The following is a 21189-nucleotide window of genomic DNA, read 5'->3' on the forward strand; positions in this document are numbered from 1 at the left end:
TCAGGAGAGCTAAGTTAAACTGATGGGCTTTTGGCATCGCCCCACCCTATCGATAGAACAGGCGCCATGGACATACGACGCACGATCCTCTGGATGATTTTTTCGTTTTCGCTGCTGCTGTTGTGGAACAACTGGCAGGTGCATAATGGGCATCCCTCCCTGTTCGGCTTGACGCCGCCCGCCGCCACGCAGGCCGATCCGGCGGCGACGCCGGATGCCCGGCCGGCCGATGTGCCGGTCGCCGCCGCCGGCACTGCCGCCGCCCAGTCCGGCGAGACCAAGGTGCCCGCGCAGGCCGCCGAGCCCACCGGCCAAGAGGTCAGCGTCAAGACCGACGTCTATGAATTGACCTTCGACACCCTGGGCGCCCAGCTGGTGCGCGCCGAGCTGCTGAAATACAAGGCGCTGGACGGCTCGGGCGGCCCGATGCTGTTGCTGGACAACCAGCCCGGCCGCATCTACCTGGCCCAGACCGGGGTCGTGGGCGCGCCGCAGGGGCAGGGCTATCCCACGCACCTGACGCCATTCACGCTGACGACGCCCGAGCCCGTGCGGCAGGGCGACACCCTGACGGTGTCCTTCGAAGCGACGGCGGGCGACGTCCGGGTGGTGAAACACTTCATCCTCCACGATGGCAGCTATGACATCCGGGTGCGTCACGACATTTACAACCTGGGCGATGCCCCGGTCGATCCGTCGCTGTACCTGCAGCTGACGCGCGACGGCAACGATCCCCCGAACACCTCGCATTTCTACAGCACGTTCACCGGCCCGACGGTGTATTCGGAGGAAGACAAGTTCCAGAAGATCAGCTTCGAGGATATTGCCAAGGGCAAGGCCAGCTACATCCCGCAGGCCGACAACGGCTGGATCGGCATGGTGCAGCACTACTTCGCCTCGGCCTGGGTGCCGCCGCAGGGGGTGGTGCGCACCAACCAGGCCTTGCGCGTGGCCGACAATCTGTATGCCGTGCGGACCATCCAGTCCGTCGGGACCATCGCCCCGGGCGAGCACCGCAGCGTGGAGGCCCAGCTATGGGTCGGCCCCCAGGACCAAGTCGCCATGAGCGAGGTGGCGCCCGGTCTCGAGCTGGTCGTGGACTATGGCTGGGTGACCATCATCGCCAAGCCGCTGTTCAGTCTCATGACCTGGATCCACGGCATGCTGGGCAACTGGGGTTGGACCATCGTGGCCCTGACCCTGCTGATCAAGCTCGTCTTTTATCCCCTGTCGGCGGCCAGCTACCGCTCGATGGCGAAAATGAAGCTCGTCACGCCCCGCATGCAGGCGCTGCGTGAAAAGTTCGGCGACGACAAGGCCAAGCTCAACGCCGCCATGATGGAGATGTATCGCACGGAAAAGATCAATCCCCTAGGTGGGTGCCTGCCCATGGTGGTGCAGATTCCGGTGTTCATCGCCCTGTACTGGGTGCTGCTGGCCAGCGTCGAGATGCGCGGCGCGCCCTGGATCTTGTGGATCCACGACCTGTCGGTGCGCGATCCCTGGTTCATCCTGCCGGCGGTCATGATGGCCACGATGTTCCTGCAGATCAAGCTCAATCCCACGCCGCCGGACCCCACCCAGGCCAAGATCATGATGATCATGCCGCTGGTGTTCGGGGGGATGATGTTTTTCTTCCCCGCGGGCCTGGTGTTGTACTGGTGCGTGAACAACGCGGTGTCGATCATCCAGCAGCGCGTCATCATGACGCGCCTGGATCGCGAGAAGGCCGCCTCGGCCTCCAGTTGATCAGCGGCGGTCCGCCGTCCCCCTGAAGGCGCCCACACGGGCGCCTTCTTGCTGTTCGGAAAGCTCGTTTGACGTCCGGCCATGAGATTCGATAGGATCAATCATTCAATATAAAGGATGATGTTCAATATGTCGAACGATCGTATCGGCCTGGACCTGCGGGATCCGGCTTTGCTGCGCACGGAAGCTTATCTGGCCGAGGGCTGGCGCGCCGCCGCATCGGGGCGGACCTTCCCGGTGTTCAATCCCGCCACAGGCGAGCGCCTGGCCGAGGTGGCCAGCCTCGATGCCGGCGAGCTGCGGGGGGCCATCGCCGGCGCGGTGCGCGCCCAGGCGCAGTGGGCCGCCCGTACCCCCGCGGAACGCGGCCGCCTGCTGCGCGCCTGGAACGACCTCATCCTGGAAAATGTCGAGGACATCGCCCGCCTCATGACGCTCGAACAGGGCAAGCCCCTGGCCGAGTCGCGCGGCGAGGTCAAGTACGCCGCCTCGTTCATCGAGTGGTTCGCCGAGGAGGGCAAGCGCAGCTACGGCGACGTGATTCCGTCCCCGACGGCCGACAAGCGCCTGTTCGCCGTCAAGCAGCCGGTCGGCGTATGCGCTGCCATCACGCCCTGGAATTTCCCGGCGGCCATGATCACGCGCAAGGCCGCACCGGCCCTGGCGGCCGGCTGCGCCATGATCGTCAAGCCGGCCGAGGACACGCCGCTGACGGCATTGGCCCTGGCGGCGCTGGCCGAGCGCGCGGGCATCCCGGCGGGCGCCCTCCAGGTGGTGACGGGCGATGCGCGCGAGATCGGCGGCGTGCTGACCGAAAGCCCGGACGTGCGCAAGCTCTCGTTCACCGGCTCGACCGAGGTGGGCCGCCTGCTCATGGCGCAATCGGCGCCCACCATCAAGCGCCTGTCGCTGGAACTGGGTGGCAACGCGCCTTTCATCGTATTCGAAGACGCCGACCTGGATGCCGCGGTCGAGGGTGCGATGGCGTCGAAATACCGCAACAGCGGCCAGACCTGCGTGTGTGCCAACCGCCTGCTGGTGCAGGCGGGGGTTTACGACGCCTTTGTCGAGAAACTGCGTGCCAAAGTCGCCGGCCTGAAGGTCGGCAACGGCACCGAGGAGGGTGTGCAGCAAGGGCCGTTGATCAACCGCGATGCGCTCGACCATGCCCTTGCGCTGATCGAGGACGCCCGGGCGCACGGCGCCCGCGTCGTGATCGGCGGCGAGGCGCACGCCCTGGGTGGTACGTTCTTTCAGCCCACCATCCTCGGTGATCTCAGCCTCGACATGCGGGTGGCGCACGAGGAAATATTCGCCCCGGTGGCGCCGGTGTTCCGCTTCGAGACCGAGGCCCAGGCGATCGCCCAGGCCAACGACACCGAGTATGGCCTGGCCGCCTATCTATACACCCGGGACATCGCCCGCGCCTGGCGCGTCGGCGAAGCCCTGGAGTACGGCATGGTGGGCCTGAACACCGGCATGATCTCGAACGAGGTCGCGCCCTTCGGCGGCATCAAGCAGTCCGGCCTGGGCCGCGAGGGCTCGCACTATGGCATCGACGAGTACCTCGAGGTGAAGTACCTCTGCCTGCAAGTATAGAGGCGGCGCGGGTGCGGGATGCGGCGCGCGCGGCGGCTCGCTACACTGGCGCTTGACGCCGCCCATCCGCCCGCGGCGGGCGCCCGACATTCAGACCCGCAACCATGGCCGACAGCTCCACGGATCCCATCATCGCGATCGCCACCGCCCCCGGCCGGGGCGGCATCGGCGTGCTGCGGATTTCCGGCCCCCGGCTGGCCGACTATGCGCACAGCCTGTTGGGCCTGACGCCGCGGCCGCGCCACGCCCATTACCTGCCGTTTCGCAATGCCGCTGGCGAGGTCATGGACGAGGGCATTGCCCTGTACTTTCCAGGCCCCCATTCCTATACCGGCGAGGACGTGCTGGAACTGCAGGGCCACGGCGGGCCCGCCGTGCTGCGCCGCGTGCTGGAGGACTGCCTGGTGCGCGGCGCATCCATCGGCCTGCGCCTTGCCCAGCCAGGCGAATTCACCCAGCGCGCCTTCCTGAACGATCGCCTGGACCTCGCCCAGGCCGAGGCCGTCGTCGATCTCATCGAAGCCAGCTCGGCCGCCGCCGCGCGTAGCGCCATGGCTTCGCTGTCGGGCGCCTTTTCCGCCGAGGTCGACGCCCTGGCCGAGCGCATCGTTCACCTGCGCATGCTGGTCGAGGCCACCCTGGATTTTCCCGAGGAGGAAATCGACTTCCTGGAAAAGTACCAGGCGGCGCAGCGCCTGGAGGCGGTGTCCGATGCGCTGGACGGTGTGCTGCGCACCGCGCGCCGGGGCCTGGTGTTGCGCGAGGGCCTGCACGTGGTCCTGGCGGGCCAGCCCAACGTCGGCAAGTCCAGCCTCCTGAACGCCCTGGCGGGCGACGAGGTGGCCATCGTCACCCCGATCGCCGGCACTACGCGCGACCGGGTCGTGCAGCAGATCCACATCGAGGGCGTGCCCCTGCACGTCGTCGACACCGCCGGCCTGCGCGACACCGAGGACACGGTCGAGCGCATCGGCATCGAGCGCAGCTGGGCCGAGATCGCCCGCGCCGATGTCATCCTGCACCTGCAGGATGCCCGCAGCCCCGGCGATCCCCTCGACGCCGACATCGCCCGGCGCCTGCCGCCGCAGGCGCCGGTGCTGGTGGTGTGCAACAAGGTCGACCTGCTGGACGAGGCGGGGCAGAGGGCGTTGGCGTCCGGGGCGGCAGGTTCACGGCCGGCCGCGGGTGCCCGCTCCGGCGCCGGGATGGCCGGTGCCACGGGTGACGGTACGGGTACAGTCGGGATACCGGCCGCGGATACGTCGGACGCCTTGCTGGTGTCCGCGCATACCGGTGAAGGCCTGGATGCGCTGCGGGCGCGCCTGCTTTCGATCGCCGGCTGGACGCCGGGGACGGAATCGCCGTGGCTCGCGCGCGAGCGCCACGTCCAGGCCCTGGAGGCGGCCCGCGCCCACCTGCGGGCCGCCGCCGCGCATGCGGCGCACAGCGATCAGGTCCTGGACCTGTTCGCCGAGGAGCTGCGCCTGGCGCACGAGGCCCTGTGCGGGATCACCGGGCAGTTCACCAGCGATGATTTGCTGGGGGAGATCTTTTCCAGTTTTTGTATTGGGAAGTGAGGTTGGGTCTATGGACGTCCACTGAAGTTTGCTGATTTGCCTGTAAGCCGCATAAATAAAGGGATTTTTGTCTACTGAGTGATTCGGTGATACAGTCAAAGCCATCGCTATCCGGGTCCATATTTGGGTCCAAGTCACTGATACCGCTCTCAAGGCACTCAAACCAAAGGATGCTTCTTACATCGTCAGTGACGATCGCGGGCTGTACGTCGAAGTGCTGCCGAGTGGTAGCATCGTCTGGCGTTACCGCTATCGGCTGGATGGCAAACGGGAAAAGCTCACACTCGGTAAGTACCCGGCCCTTACCCTGAAGAGCGCCGTCATTGTCCAGATCTCGTTCTCATATCATGCCAGCGATAAAGTTGCCGGAGACTTGGGAGCTAGGGCAGGTGTTTGCCAAACGATGCCGTGCGCTTCGAGAAGGCCGACTAGACGGGCGTTCTCGGCACGAAGGCGGGCGATCTCATCGCTGTGGTACGTCATACTGCCTCCACACGTGCAGACTCACCCCACCCGTTGCCACCACTAGCGCAACTCGTACCACGTCCCACGCCCGCCCCCCTGCTGGACCAGATGCCCCTGCTTCACCAGCGTACGGAAGTGCTGTTTGAGCGTGTTGCGGTTGCCGCCGGTCAGGCGGATGGCTTCGGCCATGGTGATACGGCCGTGCTCGCGCGTGAATTCGACGATCTGCAATGCCAGGTCCGGCAGCTTGGCCAGCACCAGCTTCTCGCGCTCGACCTTGCGCTCCAGGCGACGTACCTGCTGGGACAGCGCACGCAGGAAGAACACCAGCCAAGGCTGCCAATCAGGCGCGTCGGTGCGGATGCTGCCTTGTGTCTGGCGCAGCGCCAGGTAGTAGGCTTCCTTGGTCTGCTCGATTACGCTTTCCAGTGAGCTGTACGGCACATAGGCATAGCCGGACTGCAACAACAGCAAGGTGGTCAGTACCCGGCTCAAACGGCCATTGCCATCCTGGAAAGGGTGAATCTCCAGAAACACCACGACCCAGATGCCGATGAGCAGCAGCGGATGCAGGCGCCCATGACTGCGCTCCTCGTTGAACCAGGTCACCAGTTCGGCCATTAGATGCGGTGTATCAAAAGGCGTGGCAGTCTCGAAGACAATACCCAACTGTTTGCCGTGTTCATCGAAGGCCGCCACGCTGTTGCTGGTGGTCTTGTAATTGCCGCGATGCCAGGCATCCTTGTCGCTGTAGGTTAGCAGGTCGCGGTGCAATTGCCGGATGTGGTTTTCTGTCAGCGAGATGTCTTGCCAAGACGTAAACACCAGTTCCATGACTTCGGCATAACCAGCGACTTCCTGCTCATCGCGCGTCTCGAACGACTTGATCTGCAGATTGGACAACAAACGCTCGACTTCGCGATCCGACAGCTTGCTGCCCTCGATACGAGTCGAGGAGCCGATGCTCTCGATGGTGGCCACCCGCCGCAGTGCCGACAGCCGATCCGGTGCCAGCGTGCCTAGCGCACGCCACGCGCCCTTGAATTCGTCTATCCCGGCGATCAGGCCCAGGATGTCGGTGGTGATCTGGAGGGTGTCTGTGCGGATCATGGAACCAATAGTACACCCATTTACACCCAATCATGACTCCCAACCATTTCGGAACCCATTTACACCCATTCCTGTTGGGGCTAGCACAGCGACCACAAGCGAAGACCCGTATGCCATGGAAGTCCAGCGGGGGATACACTGAAGCATTGGGTCCAAGAATAGGCCCAAGTGAGACTCTTTTCTCGGAATTAATTTTTATGAATCAATAAGATAAAATCCAATAAACCCTTCTGCATCGGGAAGTGAGCGAGACCCGATGGCGGATTCACGGTTCCGGGGGTTACTCGATTATATAGATTGCTTGCTATCAAATAGCACACTATATATAATCATTCCATGGACCTCGCGACCCAACCTCCGCCAACCGCCGGCACGCCGCTTGCCCTGGACGCTCAGCTTTGCTTTGCCTTGTATTCCGCGCACTTGGCGATGGGCAAGGTCTATCGGCGGGCGCTGTCGGGGTTGGACCTGACCTATCCCCAATACCTGGTAATGCTGGTGCTCTGGGAATCGGACGGTCTGTCGGTGTCTGAACTGGGCGAACGCCTGTACCTGGATTCGGCCACGCTGACGCCGCTGCTCAAGCGCCTGCAGGCCTCGGGCCTGGTGGCGCGCGAGCGCAGCCCCGAGGACGAGCGCCGCGTGCTGGTGCGCCTGACGGATGCGGGCCGCGCGCTGCGCGAGCGGGCACAGGCCGTGCCCGCGGACGTCATCTGCGCGACGGGCTGTACGCCCGAGCGCCTGCAAGGCTTGAAGGCCGATCTCGAGTCCTTGCGTCTGAATCTGCTGCGGCCGGAATGACTTCATCGCCGCCCATGGGCGGCGATGGCGCCGGCCAGGGACATTGCCGCGACGTGGTGCGGGCAGTGTCCTCAATCCGCACCACAAGGAGAACCTCCATGACAGTCGAAAACGTCCTCTATACCGCCCACGCCAAGGCGACCGGAGGCCGCGAAGGCAGCGCAAAATCCTCCGACGGCCATCTGGACATCAAGCTGTCGACGCCCAAGGAACTGGGCGGCGGCGGCGGCGACGGCACCAATCCCGAGCAATTGTTCGCGGCCGGTTATTCGGCGTGCTTTCTGGGCGCCTTGAAGCTGGTCGCCGGCAAGGCCGACGTCAAGCTGCCCGATGACACCAGCGTGGAAGGCGCGGTGGGCATCGGTCCGATCCCGACGGGCTTTGGCATCCGGGTGGAACTGAAGATCTCGGCCGCCGGCGTCGAGCGCAAGACCCTCGAGGATCTGGTGCAAAAGGCGCACGTGGTCTGCCCGTACTCGAACGCGACGCGCGGCAATATCGACGTGACGCTGACGGTGGCGTGACCTCGCCGGCCCGCGGGCCGGCTGGCGGCGGCGCCCCAGTGGGATGCGCCGCATCGAAAGGATTATGGCCGCCTGTGGGCGGCCGTAATCCTTTATGATTGCACGGTCGAAGTTTCGGGATCGCAGCGTGCGCCGTCCATTGTTCCAGATCGCCGCGGCATGCTGCGACCGCCGCGGGATTCATTACGGCTGGGTGGTCGCCGCCGTCGCATTCCTGACCATGCTGTCCTCGGCGGCCGCCGTGGGTCTGCCCAGCGCATTTCTGGTGCCGCTCAGTGAGGAGTTCGGCTGGGACATCGACCAGATTTCCTCGGCCTTGGCGATCCGTTTCGTGCTGTTCGGCCTGCTGGGGCCGTTTGCGGCCATCCTGATCGAGCGCTACGGTCTGCGACGCATCATCTGCCTTGCCCTGGTGCTGGTGGCCTGCGGCCTGGGTATGGCGACGATTATGTCCCAGGTCTGGCACCTGCTGCTGCTCTGGGGCGTGGTGCTGGGGACCGGCGCGGGGTTGACGGCGCTGGTGCTCAGCGCCATCGTGGTCAATCGCTGGTTCGACCGCCGGCGGGGCCTGGTGCTGGGCCTGCTGACGGCCAGTGCGGCGACCGGCCAGCTGGCCTTCCTGCCGCTGGCGGCCTGGCTGATCGAGACGGTGGGCTGGCGCTACGCGGTGGTGCCGGTCATCGTTTGTTGTCTGGTGGTCGCGCTGCTGGCGTTCCTGTTGATGGCGAACCGGCCCGAGGAGGTCGGCCTGCGGCCGTACGGAGCCGCGCCCAGCGCGGCGCCCGAGCCCGTCGCGACCGGAAGGCCTGGGTTTCGCGAGCCCTTCGTCGCCTTGTTCGAGGCTTCGCGCAATCCGACGTTCTGGGTATTGTTCGGCACGTTCTTTGTCTGTGGCCTCAGCACCAGCGGGCTGATCCAGACGCACTTCATCACGCTGTGCGGGGATTTCGGCATGGGTCCCGTGCCGGCCGCCTCGGTGTTGGCCATGATGGGGCTGTTCGATCTGGTGGGCACGGTCCTGTCGGGCTGGCTGTCCGACCGCTACGACAACCGCAAGCTGCTGTTCTGGTATTACGGCCTGCGCGGCCTGTCCTTGTTCTGGCTGCCGCATTCCGAGTTCTCGCTGGTGGGCCTGTCGGTGTTCGCCATGTTCTACGGACTGGACTGGATCGCCACGGTGCCGCCGACGGTCAAACTGACGACGGCGGCTTTCGGCAAGGCGCGCGCCGGCATGGTGTTCGGCTGGATTTTTGCCGGCCACCAGGTGGGCGGCGCGATCGCGGCCTATGGCGCGGGGCTGTCGCGCACCGTGTGGCTGACGTACACGCCGGCCTTGTACGCGGCCGGGCTGGCGTGCTTCGTGGCGGCGGTGGCCGTGTTCCTGATCCGCCGGCCCGCCGCGCCGACCTTGTCAGCGGCCGGCGCTTGACGCAGAATTCGAGGGGCGTCCTTCAGTAGACTGAATACCCCTTCAAGGAGACCCCCCGATGTCCACACGCACTGTTCCGCCCTTCCGCGCCGACCATGTCGGCAGCTTTCTGCGGCCCGTCTATCTGCTCGAGGCGCGCGATCGCCACGCCAAGGGCGAGATCGATGCCGCCGCGCTGCGCGCCGTCGAGGACCGCGCCATTACCGAGATCGTGCGGTTCCAGGAGGACATCGGCCTGAAATCGGTGACGGACGGCGAGTTCCGGCGCACGTACTTCCACCTCGATTTCCTGCGCCAGCTCGATGGCGTGGTGACCGACGATCCCGTCGTGGTCACGGGCGAGGACGGCGTAGAGCACCTGTCGCCGCCGTCGATTCGCGTCAACGGCAAGGTGCGCCACGCGCGCGACATCCAGCGGGCGGATTTCGAGTACCTGGCCAGCCAGGTGTCCGCCGGCCACACGCCCAAGGTCACCATTCCCTCGCCGACCATGCTGCACTTCCGCGGCGGGCGCGCGGGCATCGACGCCGTGGCCTATCCGGAACTGGAGCCCGAATTCTACGAGGACGTGGCCGAGGCCTACGGCCAGGAACTGCGCAGCCTGTTTGACGCCGGCTGCCGCTACGTGCAGATGGACGACACCAACCTGGCCTATCTGTGCGACGGCCGCATGCGCGAGGCGGCCAAGGCGCGCGGCGACGATCCGAATGAACTGCCGCACCGCTACGCCAAGTTCATCAATCGCGTCGTGGCCCGCAAGCCCGAGGGCATGGTGCTGGCCATGCACCTGTGCCGCGGCAACTTCAAGAGCACGTATGCGGCCGAGGGCAACTACGAGCCGGTGGCCGAGGCGCTGTTGTCCGAAATGCACCTGGATGCGTATTTCATGGAATACGACGACGATCGCAGCGGGGATTTCCGGCCCTTGCGATTCCTGCCGGCCAACAAGATCGTGGTGCTGGGCCTGGTCACGACCAAGTTCGGCGCCCTCGAATCCAAGGACGACCTCAAGCGCCGCATCGACGAGGCGGCCAGGCATGCGCCGCTGGAGCAGCTCGCCCTGTCGCCGCAGTGCGGCTTCTCGAGCACGGTGCACGGCAACAATGTGGCCATCGAGGATCAGCGGGCCAAGCTGCGCCTGGTGGTCGAGACCGCGCGCGAGGTCTGGGGCGACGCCTGAGGGCATGCCGGTCCTGGCCGGCCGCGGCGCACTGGCGGCGGACGGCCTCAGGGCCGCCGGGACGGGGCGGCCGCGACGGCGGGCGCGGGGGCGCGGCGCCATTCGAGTGCGCCGATTGCAATGCCGCTGATGCAGATCACGGCAATGCCCACCCAGGTGAGGGCGTCCGGGAAATCGCCCCAGACCAGCCAGCCCAGCACCGCGGCGGCGACGATCTGCAGATAGATGAAAGGCGCCAGCATCGAGGCGGGGGCCATGCGGTAGGCCTGGATCTGCAGGATGTGCCCCAGGGCGCCCCATACGCCTGTGGTCAGCAGCACCAGCCATTCCAGCAGACCGAATTCCCGTAGGGTCGGCCAGGCAGCCGGCAGCGAGACGGGCAGCGCCAAGGTCAGGCAGATCGCGCCGACACCGCCGCTCCAGACCAGGGTGGTCATGGGATTGTCGATGGCCACCCGACGCGTGCATAGGTATTGGACGGCAAACAGCATTGCCGTGCACAGGCCGAACGCCACGCCGACGGGGTCCAGCCCGCTGCCGGGCCGGATGATGATCAGCACGCCCAGGAAGCCGCTGAGCGCCGCGATCCAGCGCGACAGCCGCGCCGGCTCGCCGAGGATCCAGGGGGCGCAGGCCAGCAGGATGAGGGGCGCGAGGAAATTGATCGAGGTGGCCTCAGCCTGCGGCAGATGTTGCAGTGCTGAAAAAAACGTGAAGGTGGACACGAACATCACGGTTCCGCGCAACACTTGGGCGTAGGGCCTTTGTGTGCGCAGCAGCGCTCGCAGGCTGCGCGGGCGTATCAGGGCCAGCACCAGCACGAGGTGGACGAAAAACCGGACCCAACAGAGAAAGATCAAGGGCAGCCCGGTCGTCAGGATCCATTTGCCGCTGGTATCCAGGCCGGACAGCGACCAGGACGAGAGCACCAGCAGGCCGATGCCAAAGAGGGGCGAACTGGACGGAATGGTGGGCGCGGATGGGTGAGACGGCATGGTGCGGCGGCAAGGATGCTCCAGACGCACACCTTAACCGAAATCCGCCCCGCGCCGTGGCCGTACCGCCGACTATTTCACCGGGCCACGCCCGAATCGGCGGCGCGCGCCCTCCTTCGGCGCGAGGATTAGATATAGATCATGAACCCCTTCCGCCCGCGTGGCTAATATGGGCCTGTGCGCTCATCGGCGCGGCACGGTCAGGGAGAGTCTCATGACGCAATACGCATCCGGGCCATCGGCCTCGAACCAGGGCAGGGCCTTGCGGGTCCTGTTCTCCAGCACATTGGCCTTCACGGTCTGCTTCGCCGTCTGGACGATGTTCTCGGTCCTGGGCATTCCGCTGAAGGCCGAACTGGACCTGAACGAAACCCAGTTCGGCCTGCTGATCGCCACGCCGGTCCTGACCGGCTCGCTGGTGCGGGTGCCGCTGGGCTTCCTGACGGACCGCCTGGGTGGGCGCGCCGTCTTCCTGGCCGTCATGCTGGTGTGCGTGCCGCCCTTGTACCTGATGGCCCATGCCACGACCTATGCGCAGTTTCTGGTGCTGGCGCTGTTCGTCGGCCTGGCCGGCGGGACGTTCTCGGTCGGCACGCCGTATGTCGCGCGCTGGTTCGCGCCCGAACGCCGGGGCTTTGCCATGGGGGTCTTCGGGGCGGGGAACTCGGGTTCCGCGGTGACGATGTTCGTGGGCCCGGCGATCATCGGTGCCTTTGGCTGGGCCATGCTGCCGCAGGCCTATGCGGCCCTGATGCTCGGCACCGCGGTGTTGTTCTGGATGTTCAGCCATAGCGATCCGGCGCATCGCGTGCCCTCCGGCGTCTCGTTCACGCAGCAACTGAAGGTGCTGAGGGATCCCCGGGTGTGGCGTTATTGCCAGTACTACTCGGTGGTGTTCGGCGGCTATGTCGCGCTGGCGCTATGGGCCACCAAATACTATGTGGCCGAGTACGGCTTCGATCTGAAGCTGGCGGCCTTGCTGGCGACGATCTTTTCCCTGCCTGGTGGGGTGTTGCGGGCCCTCGGCGGCTGGTTTTCGGACCGGTTCGGCGCGTACACGGTGACCTGGTGGGTGATGTGGGTGTGCTGGGTGTGCTTCTTTATCCTGTCCTATCCGCAGACGCGCATGGCCATCCAGACGCAGCACGGCGAGGTCGCCCTGTCCATCGGCCTGAATGCCTGGGTCTTCACCGCCTTGCTGTTCATCGTCGGCGTCGCCATGGCCATCGGCAAGGCCTCGGTGTTCAAGTTCATCAGCGACGACTATGCGGACAACATCGGCGCGGTATCGGGGGTGGTGGGCCTGGCCGGCGGCCTGGGTGGATTCGTGCTGCCGATCATGTTCGGCGCCCTGCTGGACATCACGGGCATCTATTCCAGCGCCTTCATGCTGCTGTATGGGGCCGTATGCGTGTCGCTGGTGTTCATGCACTATTCGTTTCGCGGCGCCCCGCGCGCGGGTGCGGAATTGCGCGAGGGGCATGCCACGGCCTGAAGCGGCCGTGGCCTCAGCCGCCGCAGCCGCCGCAGCAATTGCCGTCCTCGCCGTGCACCGGCTTGAGGGCATGGTAGCCGGCATCCTCGACGGCGACCCGCAGGCGCTGTTTCGAGACCTGCTCGGGGTCGAAGGCCACGGTGGCTTTTTCGGTGTCCAGCGATACCGAGACGCTGCTCACGCCCTTGATGGCGGACAGCGCGGCGTCCAGTTTATCGGCGCAGGCGGGGCCTTGGAGGCCTTCGATGCGGATGATCTCGGTGTCCAATCGGGTACGGGTGATGGTTTCGCTTTGCATGAGTTCCTCGGGGGTCGGGAAAGCCCACAAATCGGGCGGGGTCATAGATATAAATAAAATATATCTTTTGTGCGCGCTAGTATAGCAGCTCTATTTGGAATTCTGAGCCACGGAGGACATAGTGATGCCGACCACTCGCAAGCTGGGCCGAACGGACCTTGAAATACAGCCTTTGGTCTTCGGTGCCAACGTGCTGGGATGGACCATGGACGAGGCGACGTCGTTTCGCGTCCTCGATGCCTACGTCGATGGGGGATTCACCGCCATCGATACGGCCGACTCGTATTCGCGGTGGGTGCCCGGCAACGACAGCGAGAGCGAAAAAATCATAGGCCGCTGGCTGCACGCCCGCGGCAATCGCGATCGCGTCCTTGTATTGACAAAGGTCGGTTCGGACATGGGTCAGGGAAAGCGTGACCTTTCCTCGGCGTGGATCGAACAGGCGGTCGAAGGGTCCTTGCGGCGCCTGCAGACGGATTACATCGACCTGTACCAGAGCCACTGGCCGGATCCGACGGTGTCCCACGAGGAAACCCTGCGGGCCTATGACCGCCTGATCCAGGCGGGCAAGGTCCGCCATATCGGCTGCTCGAATTTCGATGCGGCCCTGTTGGCGCAGGCGCAGTCCGTAGCCGAGGATCTGGGCCTCGCGCGCTACGAGACCGTCCAGAACGAGCTGAACCTCTATAGCCGCTCGGCCTACGAGGGGCCGGTGCAGGACTTCGTGGTGAAGAACGGCCTGAGCGCCTTGTCCTATTTCTCGCTCGCCTCGGGATTCCTCACCGGCAAGTATCGCTCGGTGGCGGACCTGGCCGGACGGCCGCGCGGCACCTGGCTCGAAAAATACTTCGATGACCGCGGCTTGCGGATTCTGGCGGCACTGGACGAAGTCGCGGGGGCGCGCGGGGTCCAGCAAGCCGAGGTCGCCATTGCCTGGATCAATGCCCAGCCGGGCGTCGCGGCCGCGATCGCCTCCGCGACATCGCTGGAACAACTGGATGTGCTGATGCGCGCCGCCCGCCTGCGCTTGACGGATGCCGAGCTTGCCCGCCTGAATGAGGCCGGCCGCGCCTGAATGCATGCAAACCTCAACCCCCCGCCGCATCGCACACTTGGACATGGACGCGTTCTATGCCTCGGTGGAACTGCTGCGCTATCCGGATCTGCGCGGCAGGCCGGTGGTGATCGGCGGGCGGGGCGATGCGCCGGTCGATGGACGCTATGCATTCCTGCGCGATTACGTGGGCCGCGGCGTGATCACCACGGCGACGTACGAGGCGCGTGCGCTGGGCGTGCATTCGGCGATGGGGATGATGAAGGCCGCCCAGCTGGCGCCCGACGCCGTCATGCTGCCGGTGGACTTTCCCGCCTACCGGCATTATTCGCAGCTGTTCAAGGCGGCGGTGGCGACGATCGCCCCCCACATCGAGGATCGCGGGATCGACGAGATCTACATCGACCTGAGTGCGCTGGAGGGGTCTTCGGCGGCGCTGGCGCGCCGCATCAAGGCGGCGGTGCGCGAGGCGACGGGCCTGAATTGTTCGATCGGCATCTCGTCCAACAAGCTGGTGTCCAAGATCGCCTCCGAATTGGACAAGCCCGACGGCATCACGGTGATCGGCCCCGGCGACCTGGAGCGCCGCATCTGGCCGCTGCCGGTCTCGCGGATCAACGGCATCGGGCCCAAGGCGACCGTCCGGCTGCAGTCCCTGGGCATTGATACGATTGCACAGCTCGCCGCCGCGCCGCCTGACCTGCTGCAGGCGAACTTTGGCCTGGCGTATGCGCGCTGGATGGTGGATGCGGCCCACGGCATCGATGAGCGCCCCGTGGTCACCGAATCCGAGCCCAAGTCGCTCAGCCGCGAGACCACCTTCGAGCGCGACCTGCACGTGCGCCGCGACCGGACGCTGCTGTCAGGGATATTCCGCGAGCTGTGCGTGCGCCTGGCCGAGGACCTGCGGCGCAAGCGCGTGCGCGGGGCCACGGTGGGGATCAAGCTGCGCTTCGAGGACTTCAGGATCGTGACGCGCGACCTGACGCTGCCCGAGGCGGTGAACGACGCCGATGCGATTCATCGGGCGGCCGGCCAGTGCCTCAAGCGCGTGGTGCTGGATCGGCGCCTGCGGCTGCTGGGCGTGCGCGTCAGCAAGCTCGAGCCGGATCTGGGCGATGCCAGGCAGCACCCGGTCCAGCTCGCGCTGTACTGAGGACGCGACGTGATCAGCCGTGCGTCGGGAACGCGAATTCCGGGCCCTTGGATTCGCTGTCGGGCCAGCGCTGCATGACGGATTTCTGGCGGGTGTAAAAGCGCACGCCTTCCTCGCCGTAGATGTGCATGTCGCCGAACAGGCTGTTCTTCCAGCCGCCGAAGCCGTGCCAGGCCATGGGCACCGGGATGGGGACGTTGATGCCGACCATGCCCACCTGGATGCGGCGCGCGAATTCGCGCGCCGCGTGGCCGTCGCGCGTGAAGCAGGCGACGCCATTGCCGAAACTGTGTTCGTTGATGATGTGGATGGCGGAATCGATGTCCGGCGCGCGCACGCAGGACAGCACGGGGCCGAAGATCTCCTCCTGGTAGATGCGCATGGAGGGGGTCACGTGGTCGAACAAGCTGCCGCCGATGAAGAAGCCGTCCTCGTGTCCCGGCACCTTGAGGTTGCGGCCGTCGAGGACGAGCTGCGCGCCTTCGCTGGTGCCGATGTCCAGATAGTTGCGGATGCGCTGCAGGGCATCCTGGGTGATGACCGGACCCATTTCGGCGGTCTCGTCCATGCCGTGCGAGACCTTCAGCGCGCGGGCGCGCTCGGCCAGCAGCGGCATGATGCGATCGGCCGCGTCGCCCACCAGCACGGCGACGGACACGGCCATGCAGCGTTCGCCCGCCGCGCCGTAGGCTGACCCGATGAGGGCGTCGACGGCCTGTCCCAGATCGGCGTCGGGCATCACGACCATGTGATTCTTGGCGCCCCCCAGGGCCTGGACGCGCTTGCCGTGGCGCGCGCCCTGCTCGTAGATCGAGCGGGCGATCGGGGTCGAGCCGACGAAGCTCACGGCCTGCACCTCGGGATGGGACAACAGCGCCTCGACGGCCTGTTTGTCGCCCTGGACGACGTTGAACACGCCGTCGGGCAGGCCGGCTTCGCTGAGCAGCTCGGCGATGCGCAAGGTCACCGAAGGATCGCGCTCGCTGGGCTTGAGGATGAAGCAGTTGCCGGTGACGATGGCCAGCGGGAACATCCAGCAGGGCACCATGGCGGGGAAGTTGAACGGCGTGATACCGGCGACCACGCCCAGGGGCTGGCGCATGGTCCAGTTGTCCAGGCCGGTGGCGACCTGTTCGGTGTAGTCGCCCTTGAGCAATTGTGGGGCGCCGCAGGCGAATTCGATGATGTCGATGCCGCGCGCCACCTCGCCATGCGCGTCGCTGAAGACCTTGCCGTGCTCGGCGGTGATGATGGCGGCAAGCTCGTCGTGATGGGCGTTGATCAGTTCGAGGAACTTGAACATCACGCGGGCGCGGCGCGGTGCCGGGGTGGCGGCCCAGGCGGGGAAGGCGGCGGCGGCCGAGCGCACGGCGGCCTCCACGTCCTCGAGACTGGCCAGGCGCAGCTCGCGCGTGACTCCGCCGGTGGCGGGATTGTAGATGGGCTGGGTGCGGGTGCCCTGGCCCGGGGTGCGCCGGCCCTGGATGTAGTGGCCGACCTCGGCGGTGTCTGTATAGGCTTGCATGGGGTGCCTCCTGGTGGATGATGATGGCCGCGAGTCGGGCGACGATCGGGTGTGCTGTGGGTGGATACACATGAAATCCGAACTGGACACCAGTGTAGGAGCCGCGCCGAGGCCTTGCATAGCCATGCGGACTGGAATGATTGTTCAATTTAGTGAACAATGACCCTATGGATATCAAGAACATCGATCAGCTCTGGCCCCACATCCACTGGTTGACCATACTGGCCCAGCAGGGCAGTTTCACCTCGGCCGCCCGTCGCCTGTCGGTCAGCAAGGCATCGATGAGCCAGCGCATGGTCGAGCTCGAGCGTGCGGCCGGGGTGTCCCTGATCCAGCGCACGACGCGCTCGGTGCGCCTGACCGAGGCCGGCCAGCGGCTGGTGGACGAGACGCGCGATGCGTACACGCGCATCGCCCACAGTTTCGCCGACGTGCAGGACATGGCCGAGGTACCGCGCGGGCTGCTGCGTATCACCGCGCCGGTGGCGTTCTCGCGCCAGCAGCTGGCGGCGCGGCTGCCCGAGTTCCTGCGCCGCTACCCACAGATGCGCCTCGAGCTCGACATGAGCGACGAACTGGTGTCGCTGGCCTCCGAGGGCTTCGACCTGGCCCTGCGGCACGTCGAGGCGCCGCCCGATACCTACGTCGCGCGGGTCCTGTGCCGCACCCGCACGCTGCTGGTCGCCAGCCCGGCCTATCTGGCCGAGCACGGCATGCCGGACCATCCCTCGCAACTCGAGGGCCACCGGCACCTGCACTATCCCAGGCAGCAAGGCTTGGCGACCTGGGCGTTCGAGCGCGTCGGCGCGCGCTCCGCCGGCGCGCGCGTGACCGTACCGGTACGGCCCGGGTTCGTGGCGAACAACAGCGAGGTGTTGCGCGACATGGCGTGTGCAGGCGTGGGCGTGGCCGTGCTGCCGGATTTCTCCGCCCAGCGCGCGGTGCAGTCCGGCGAATTGGTCGAGATCCTGCCGCAGTGGCGACCGGTCGGGGCATTTGGGCGTACTATCTTCGCCTTGCGCCCGTATTCGACCAGGGCTCCGCGCACCGTGCGCGTCTTGCTCGATTACCTGCTGGAGGCGTTTTCGCAGGGTTTCGAGGCGCGCAGTGAACGCTGACGGGGGATCGACATGCCGTTGAAGGACACCCTGGCCGCCTTGGCGGTCGTGGTCGTGTGGGGCGCCAATTTCGTGGCGATCAAGCTCGGGGTGGACGCATTCCCGCCGATGCTGCTGGGCGCCTTGCGCTTCACGTTCGTGGCGTTTCCCGCCATCCTGTTCATCAAGCGGCCCGCGGTCTCCTGGCGCATGTTGCTGGCCTACTCGGCGACCATCAGCATCGGGCAATTCGCCTTGCTGTTCCTGGCGATCCATCTGGGGATGCCGGCGGGCCTGGCCTCGCTGGTCCTGCAGTCGCAGGTGTTTTTCACCGTCCTGATCGCGGCGCTGGTGCTGCGCGAACGCATCGAGCGCCACCACGTGCTGGGCATGGTGATTGCCGGGGCGGGCCTGGTGCTGCTGGACCGCGGGGCGCACGCGGGCGCGGTGCCGCTGGTCGGTTTCCTGCTGACCTTGTGCGCGGCGCTGAGCTGGTCGCTCGGCAATATCGTGCTCAAGGGGGTGGGCAAGGTCGACATGCTGGCGCTGGTGGTGTGGGGCGCACTGGTGCCGCCGCTGCCCTTTTTGCTGCTGTCGGCCGTGTTCGAGGGGCCGCAGCGCATCGTCGACAGCCTGACGAACATCACCTTGCAGGGCGTCTTGTCGGTGGCCTACCTCGCGGGGGTGTCTACGTTGATCGGCTATGTGCTGTGGGGGCGGCTGCTGGCCAAGCACCCCGTGTCGCGGATCGCGCCGCTCAGCCTGCTGATCCCCGTGGTGGGGCTGCTGTGCGCGGACTGGTTCCTGGACGAGCACCTCAGCTTTTGGCAATGGATCGGCGGCGCACTGGCGCTGGCCGGCCTTGGCGTGAACTTGTTTGGCGTAAAACTGCTGCGCCATGTCCCGGGATTCGCGCAACGGCCGTAGAATAGGCGAATGACTGGCGCGATTGCGCGCCGGCCTTTTTTTATCTGGAATGCAAAGATGACTCTCGATCGTGCCGGGCTCGACGCCCTGATGGAAATCACTTCACGCCCCGAACTGATTTTTGTCCGGGGGCGAGGCTCCTGGCTCGAGGATCACAACGGCAAGCGATACCTGGATTTCATCCAGGGCTGGGCGGTGAACGCCCTGGGCCACAACGATCCGGCGATCGTCGCCGCCCTGACGCGCCAGTCCGGCCTGTTGATCAACCCCTCGCCGGCGTTCTACAACCAGCCCTCGATCGACCTGGCCCGGCGCATCGTGGGCGCGTCCTGTTTCGATCGCGTGTTTTTCGCCAATAGCGGCGCCGAGGCCAACGAGGGGGCGATCAAGCTCGCGCGCAAGTGGGGCCAGCTGCATCGCAAGGGCGCCTACAAGATCATCACCTTCGATCACAGCTTTCACGGCCGCACCCTGGCGACGATGTCGGCCTCGGGCAAGCCCGGCTGGGACCGCAAGTTCGCGCCCCAGGTCGACGGTTTTCCCAAGGCGGTCCTCAATGACCTGGATTCGGTGCGGGCGCTGATCGATGACCGGACGGTGGCGGTGATGCTCGAGCCGGTGCAGGGCGAGGCCGGCGTGATCCCCGCGACGGCCGAATTCCTGCAGGCCCTGCGCGCCCTGACGCGCGAGCGCGACTTGCTGCTGATCGTCGACGAGGTGCAGACGGGCATGGGGCGTACCGGCGTCCTGTTCGCCCACCAGCTTGCGGGGATCGAGCCGGACATCATGACCCTGGGCAAGGGCATCGGCGGCGGGGTGCCGCTGGCGGCGCTGTGCGCCCGCGAGGCCGTCAGCTGCTTCGAGCACGGCGACCAGGGCGGCACGTATAACGGTAATCCCCTGATGACCGCCGTGGGCGTGGCAATCTTCGACACCTTGACGGCGCCGGGATTCATGGACGCAGTCAACGCCCGGGCGCAGCAATTGTCCGAGGGACTGCTGGCGCTGTCGGCCAAATGGGGTCTGGGCGGCGAACGCGGCGTGGGCCTGCTGCGCGCCCTGGTGCTGGACCGGGACGAAGGGCCGGCGCTGGTCGAGGCGGCCCGCGATCGCTCGCCCGAGGGCATGCTGTTGAATGCGCCGCGCGGCAACCTGCTGCGCTTCATGCCCGCCCTGAACGTCGGCGCCGACGAGATCGATACCGCACTGGCCTGGCTCGACGAGCTGTTCGCCCAGGCGCGTGCCAGGAAAAACTAGAAATCGAATTCCGGCTCGACGGCGTCGCCCACCTGCAGCCAGGCCTGCCCTTCGGGCAGCGCCGCGATGGCGTTCATGCCGAATAGCACGCCCTGCTCGAACTCGCGGTGCCGCGCCAGCGTGCGGCCCGGCTCCGCCGCGGTCCGCCCCGTCCGGGGATCCACGTTCGGGATGGGGCAGCGGGCGCAGGCCTTGACGAAGGCGAACCCCAGCTCGCCGACGCGAAAACCGGCCAGGTGGTCCTCGTCGTAGGGCTCCAGCCCCTGCAGGACGATGTTCGGGCGAAAGCGGATCATGTCCACCGGCGCGTGCCCATCGGCCGCCAATTGCCCGTTCAACGCATCCAGCGAATGCCGGTTGGTCACCAGGAAGGGAAAGCCATCCGCAAAGGCGAATTGGTGCCCGCCGGGCGGCGAGAAGCGCTGGGGCCAGTCCGGGTGGGACTGGATCCAGTGGGCGACATGCAGCCGGCTGGCGGGCCGTTGGGCCTGCGGGTGCAGATGCAGCAAGCGGCACGGTACGTCCAGGAAGGCGCTGAGCCAGGCGGCGGCCTCGTCGCCCTGGTCCGCGCCCAGCGTGGCGGCGCCCCAGATGGCCACGGGCACGGCCGGCGCCTCGGGCGACGGCGCGGGCACGAAGCAATCGGCTTGGCCGGGGGCGCGCAGCCACAGGCCGTCCGCCTGCGGCTCGGGCTGGATCAGCACCATGCGCGGGTACTGGCGCTGGGTGAGAAAGACACCCCTGGCATCGACGATGACCCAGTGTCGATCATGGGCCGGGCCGGCCTCCGACACGCGGATTCGGGTGTGCGCGATCCCGGCGCAGGATTTGACCGGATAGCTGTAGAGGCTGTGGATGGTGGGGCGCATGGCGGAGGCGGCAATCGGGGACGTGCCCATTCTAGCGCCTCTCGCACGATGTCCCGCCCCGGCAGGGCCGGGGCGGGGAAGG

Annotated in this window: 19 protein-coding genes; 14 read left to right on the forward strand and 5 right to left on the reverse strand. The window is 66.3% G+C overall.

Annotation, left to right across the window (positions count from 1 at the left end):
* Positions 1 to 66: 66 nt before the first annotated feature.
* The 4 genes from yidC to OOZ48_RS17550 all read left to right on the forward strand — a co-directional run bounded on the left by yidC (position 67) and on the right by OOZ48_RS17550 (position 5454).
* Positions 67 to 1749 carry a membrane protein insertase YidC gene (gene yidC, locus OOZ48_RS17535; RefSeq protein ID WP_269500112.1) on the forward strand — a complete coding sequence of 561 codons (1683 nt, stop codon included), beginning with the start codon at positions 67 to 69 and terminating at the stop codon, positions 1747 to 1749.
* A gap of 129 nt (positions 1750 to 1878) precedes the next feature.
* On the forward strand, positions 1879 to 3348 hold the full coding sequence (locus OOZ48_RS17540) for an NAD-dependent succinate-semialdehyde dehydrogenase (RefSeq protein ID WP_269500113.1): 1470 nt from the start codon (positions 1879 to 1881) through the stop codon (positions 3346 to 3348).
* Positions 3349 to 3452: 104 nt separating this feature from the next.
* On the forward strand, positions 3453 to 4925 hold the full coding sequence (mnmE, locus tag OOZ48_RS17545) for a tRNA uridine-5-carboxymethylaminomethyl(34) synthesis GTPase MnmE (RefSeq protein ID WP_269500114.1): 1473 nt from the start codon (positions 3453 to 3455) through the stop codon (positions 4923 to 4925).
* A 121-nt stretch (positions 4926 to 5046) separates the two neighbouring features.
* Positions 5047 to 5454, forward strand: coding sequence for an Arm DNA-binding domain-containing protein (locus OOZ48_RS17550; RefSeq protein WP_269500176.1), 408 nt, complete (start codon positions 5047 to 5049; stop codon positions 5452 to 5454).
* Here OOZ48_RS17550 and OOZ48_RS17555 read toward each other — a convergent pair.
* Positions 5451 to 6500: a Fic family protein gene (locus OOZ48_RS17555; RefSeq protein WP_269500115.1), complete on the reverse strand. Its 1050-nt coding sequence runs from the start codon at positions 6498 to 6500 to the stop codon at positions 5451 to 5453. The two genes, OOZ48_RS17550 and OOZ48_RS17555, sit on opposite strands and share 4 nt — an antisense overlap.
* 336 nt (positions 6501 to 6836) lie before the next feature.
* Between OOZ48_RS17555 and OOZ48_RS17560 the strand changes: the two genes are divergently transcribed.
* From OOZ48_RS17560 to OOZ48_RS17575, 4 genes are all read left to right on the forward strand, one after another.
* A complete protein-coding gene (locus OOZ48_RS17560) occupies positions 6837 to 7301 on the forward strand; it encodes a MarR family winged helix-turn-helix transcriptional regulator (protein WP_269500116.1) in 465 nt (154 codons plus the stop codon).
* Positions 7302 to 7399: 98 nt separating this feature from the next.
* On the forward strand, positions 7400 to 7825 hold the full coding sequence (locus OOZ48_RS17565; RefSeq protein WP_269500117.1) for an organic hydroperoxide resistance protein: 426 nt from the start codon (positions 7400 to 7402) through the stop codon (positions 7823 to 7825).
* Between the two features lie 94 nt (positions 7826 to 7919).
* Entirely contained in the window at positions 7920 to 9254 is a 1335-nt protein-coding gene (locus tag OOZ48_RS17570; protein WP_442867610.1) for an MFS transporter, read from the forward strand.
* A gap of 58 nt (positions 9255 to 9312) precedes the next feature.
* Positions 9313 to 10434 carry a 5-methyltetrahydropteroyltriglutamate--homocysteine S-methyltransferase gene (locus tag OOZ48_RS17575; RefSeq protein ID WP_269500119.1) on the forward strand — a complete coding sequence of 374 codons (1122 nt, stop codon included), beginning with the start codon at positions 9313 to 9315 and terminating at the stop codon, positions 10432 to 10434.
* 47 nt (positions 10435 to 10481) lie between these two features.
* Here OOZ48_RS17575 and OOZ48_RS17580 read toward each other — a convergent pair whose 3' ends face one another.
* Positions 10482 to 11429, reverse strand: coding sequence for a DMT family transporter (locus OOZ48_RS17580; RefSeq protein ID WP_269500120.1), 948 nt, complete (start codon positions 11427 to 11429; stop codon positions 10482 to 10484).
* Between the two features lie 214 nt (positions 11430 to 11643).
* On the opposite strand from OOZ48_RS17580, the gene OOZ48_RS17585 reads away from it, so the two are divergent.
* Positions 11644 to 12924: an MFS transporter gene (locus OOZ48_RS17585; protein WP_269500121.1), complete on the forward strand. Its 1281-nt coding sequence runs from the start codon at positions 11644 to 11646 to the stop codon at positions 12922 to 12924.
* A 13-nt stretch (positions 12925 to 12937) separates the two neighbouring features.
* On the opposite strand, the gene OOZ48_RS17590 is transcribed toward OOZ48_RS17585, so the two are convergent.
* Positions 12938 to 13222: a heavy-metal-associated domain-containing protein gene (locus OOZ48_RS17590; RefSeq protein ID WP_269500122.1), complete on the reverse strand. Its 285-nt coding sequence runs from the start codon at positions 13220 to 13222 to the stop codon at positions 12938 to 12940.
* Positions 13223 to 13346: 124 nt separating this feature from the next.
* Here OOZ48_RS17590 and OOZ48_RS17595 point away from each other — a divergent pair, with 124 nt between their 5' ends.
* Both OOZ48_RS17595 and dinB read left to right on the forward strand, forming a co-directional pair.
* Positions 13347 to 14297: an aldo/keto reductase gene (locus OOZ48_RS17595; protein ID WP_269500123.1), complete on the forward strand. Its 951-nt coding sequence runs from the start codon at positions 13347 to 13349 to the stop codon at positions 14295 to 14297.
* 4 nt (positions 14298 to 14301) lie between these two features.
* Complete coding sequence (gene dinB, locus OOZ48_RS17600; RefSeq protein WP_269500124.1) at positions 14302 to 15432, forward strand: DNA polymerase IV; 1131 nt, start codon at positions 14302 to 14304, stop codon at positions 15430 to 15432.
* 13 nt (positions 15433 to 15445) lie between these two features.
* Here the strand turns inward: dinB and OOZ48_RS17605 are convergent, their stop codons facing one another.
* Positions 15446 to 16957 carry a CoA-acylating methylmalonate-semialdehyde dehydrogenase gene (locus OOZ48_RS17605; protein ID WP_269500125.1) on the reverse strand — a complete coding sequence of 504 codons (1512 nt, stop codon included), beginning with the start codon at positions 16955 to 16957 and terminating at the stop codon, positions 15446 to 15448.
* A gap of 167 nt (positions 16958 to 17124) precedes the next feature.
* Between OOZ48_RS17605 and OOZ48_RS17610 the strand changes: the two genes are divergently transcribed.
* The 3 genes from OOZ48_RS17610 to OOZ48_RS17620 are packed head-to-tail and all read left to right on the forward strand — an operon-like array spanning position 17125 to position 20238.
* Positions 17125 to 18075: a LysR family transcriptional regulator gene (locus OOZ48_RS17610; protein ID WP_269500126.1), complete on the forward strand. Its 951-nt coding sequence runs from the start codon at positions 17125 to 17127 to the stop codon at positions 18073 to 18075.
* 12 nt (positions 18076 to 18087) lie between these two features.
* Positions 18088 to 18981: an EamA family transporter gene (locus OOZ48_RS17615; RefSeq protein WP_269500127.1), complete on the forward strand. Its 894-nt coding sequence runs from the start codon at positions 18088 to 18090 to the stop codon at positions 18979 to 18981.
* A gap of 57 nt (positions 18982 to 19038) precedes the next feature.
* Positions 19039 to 20238 carry an acetylornithine transaminase gene (locus OOZ48_RS17620; RefSeq protein WP_269500128.1) on the forward strand — a complete coding sequence of 400 codons (1200 nt, stop codon included), beginning with the start codon at positions 19039 to 19041 and terminating at the stop codon, positions 20236 to 20238.
* Here OOZ48_RS17620 and OOZ48_RS17625 read toward each other — a convergent pair.
* Complete coding sequence (locus tag OOZ48_RS17625) at positions 20235 to 21137, reverse strand: MOSC domain-containing protein (RefSeq protein WP_269500129.1); 903 nt, start codon at positions 21135 to 21137, stop codon at positions 20235 to 20237. The two genes, OOZ48_RS17620 and OOZ48_RS17625, sit on opposite strands and share 4 nt — an antisense overlap.
* Between the last annotated feature and the right edge of the window lie 52 nt (positions 21138 to 21189).

Origin of the sequence: Castellaniella sp. S9 (assembly GCF_027257175.1) — a bacterium.
In the GTDB taxonomy this organism is placed as follows: Bacteria; Pseudomonadota; Gammaproteobacteria; order Burkholderiales; family Burkholderiaceae_B; genus Castellaniella.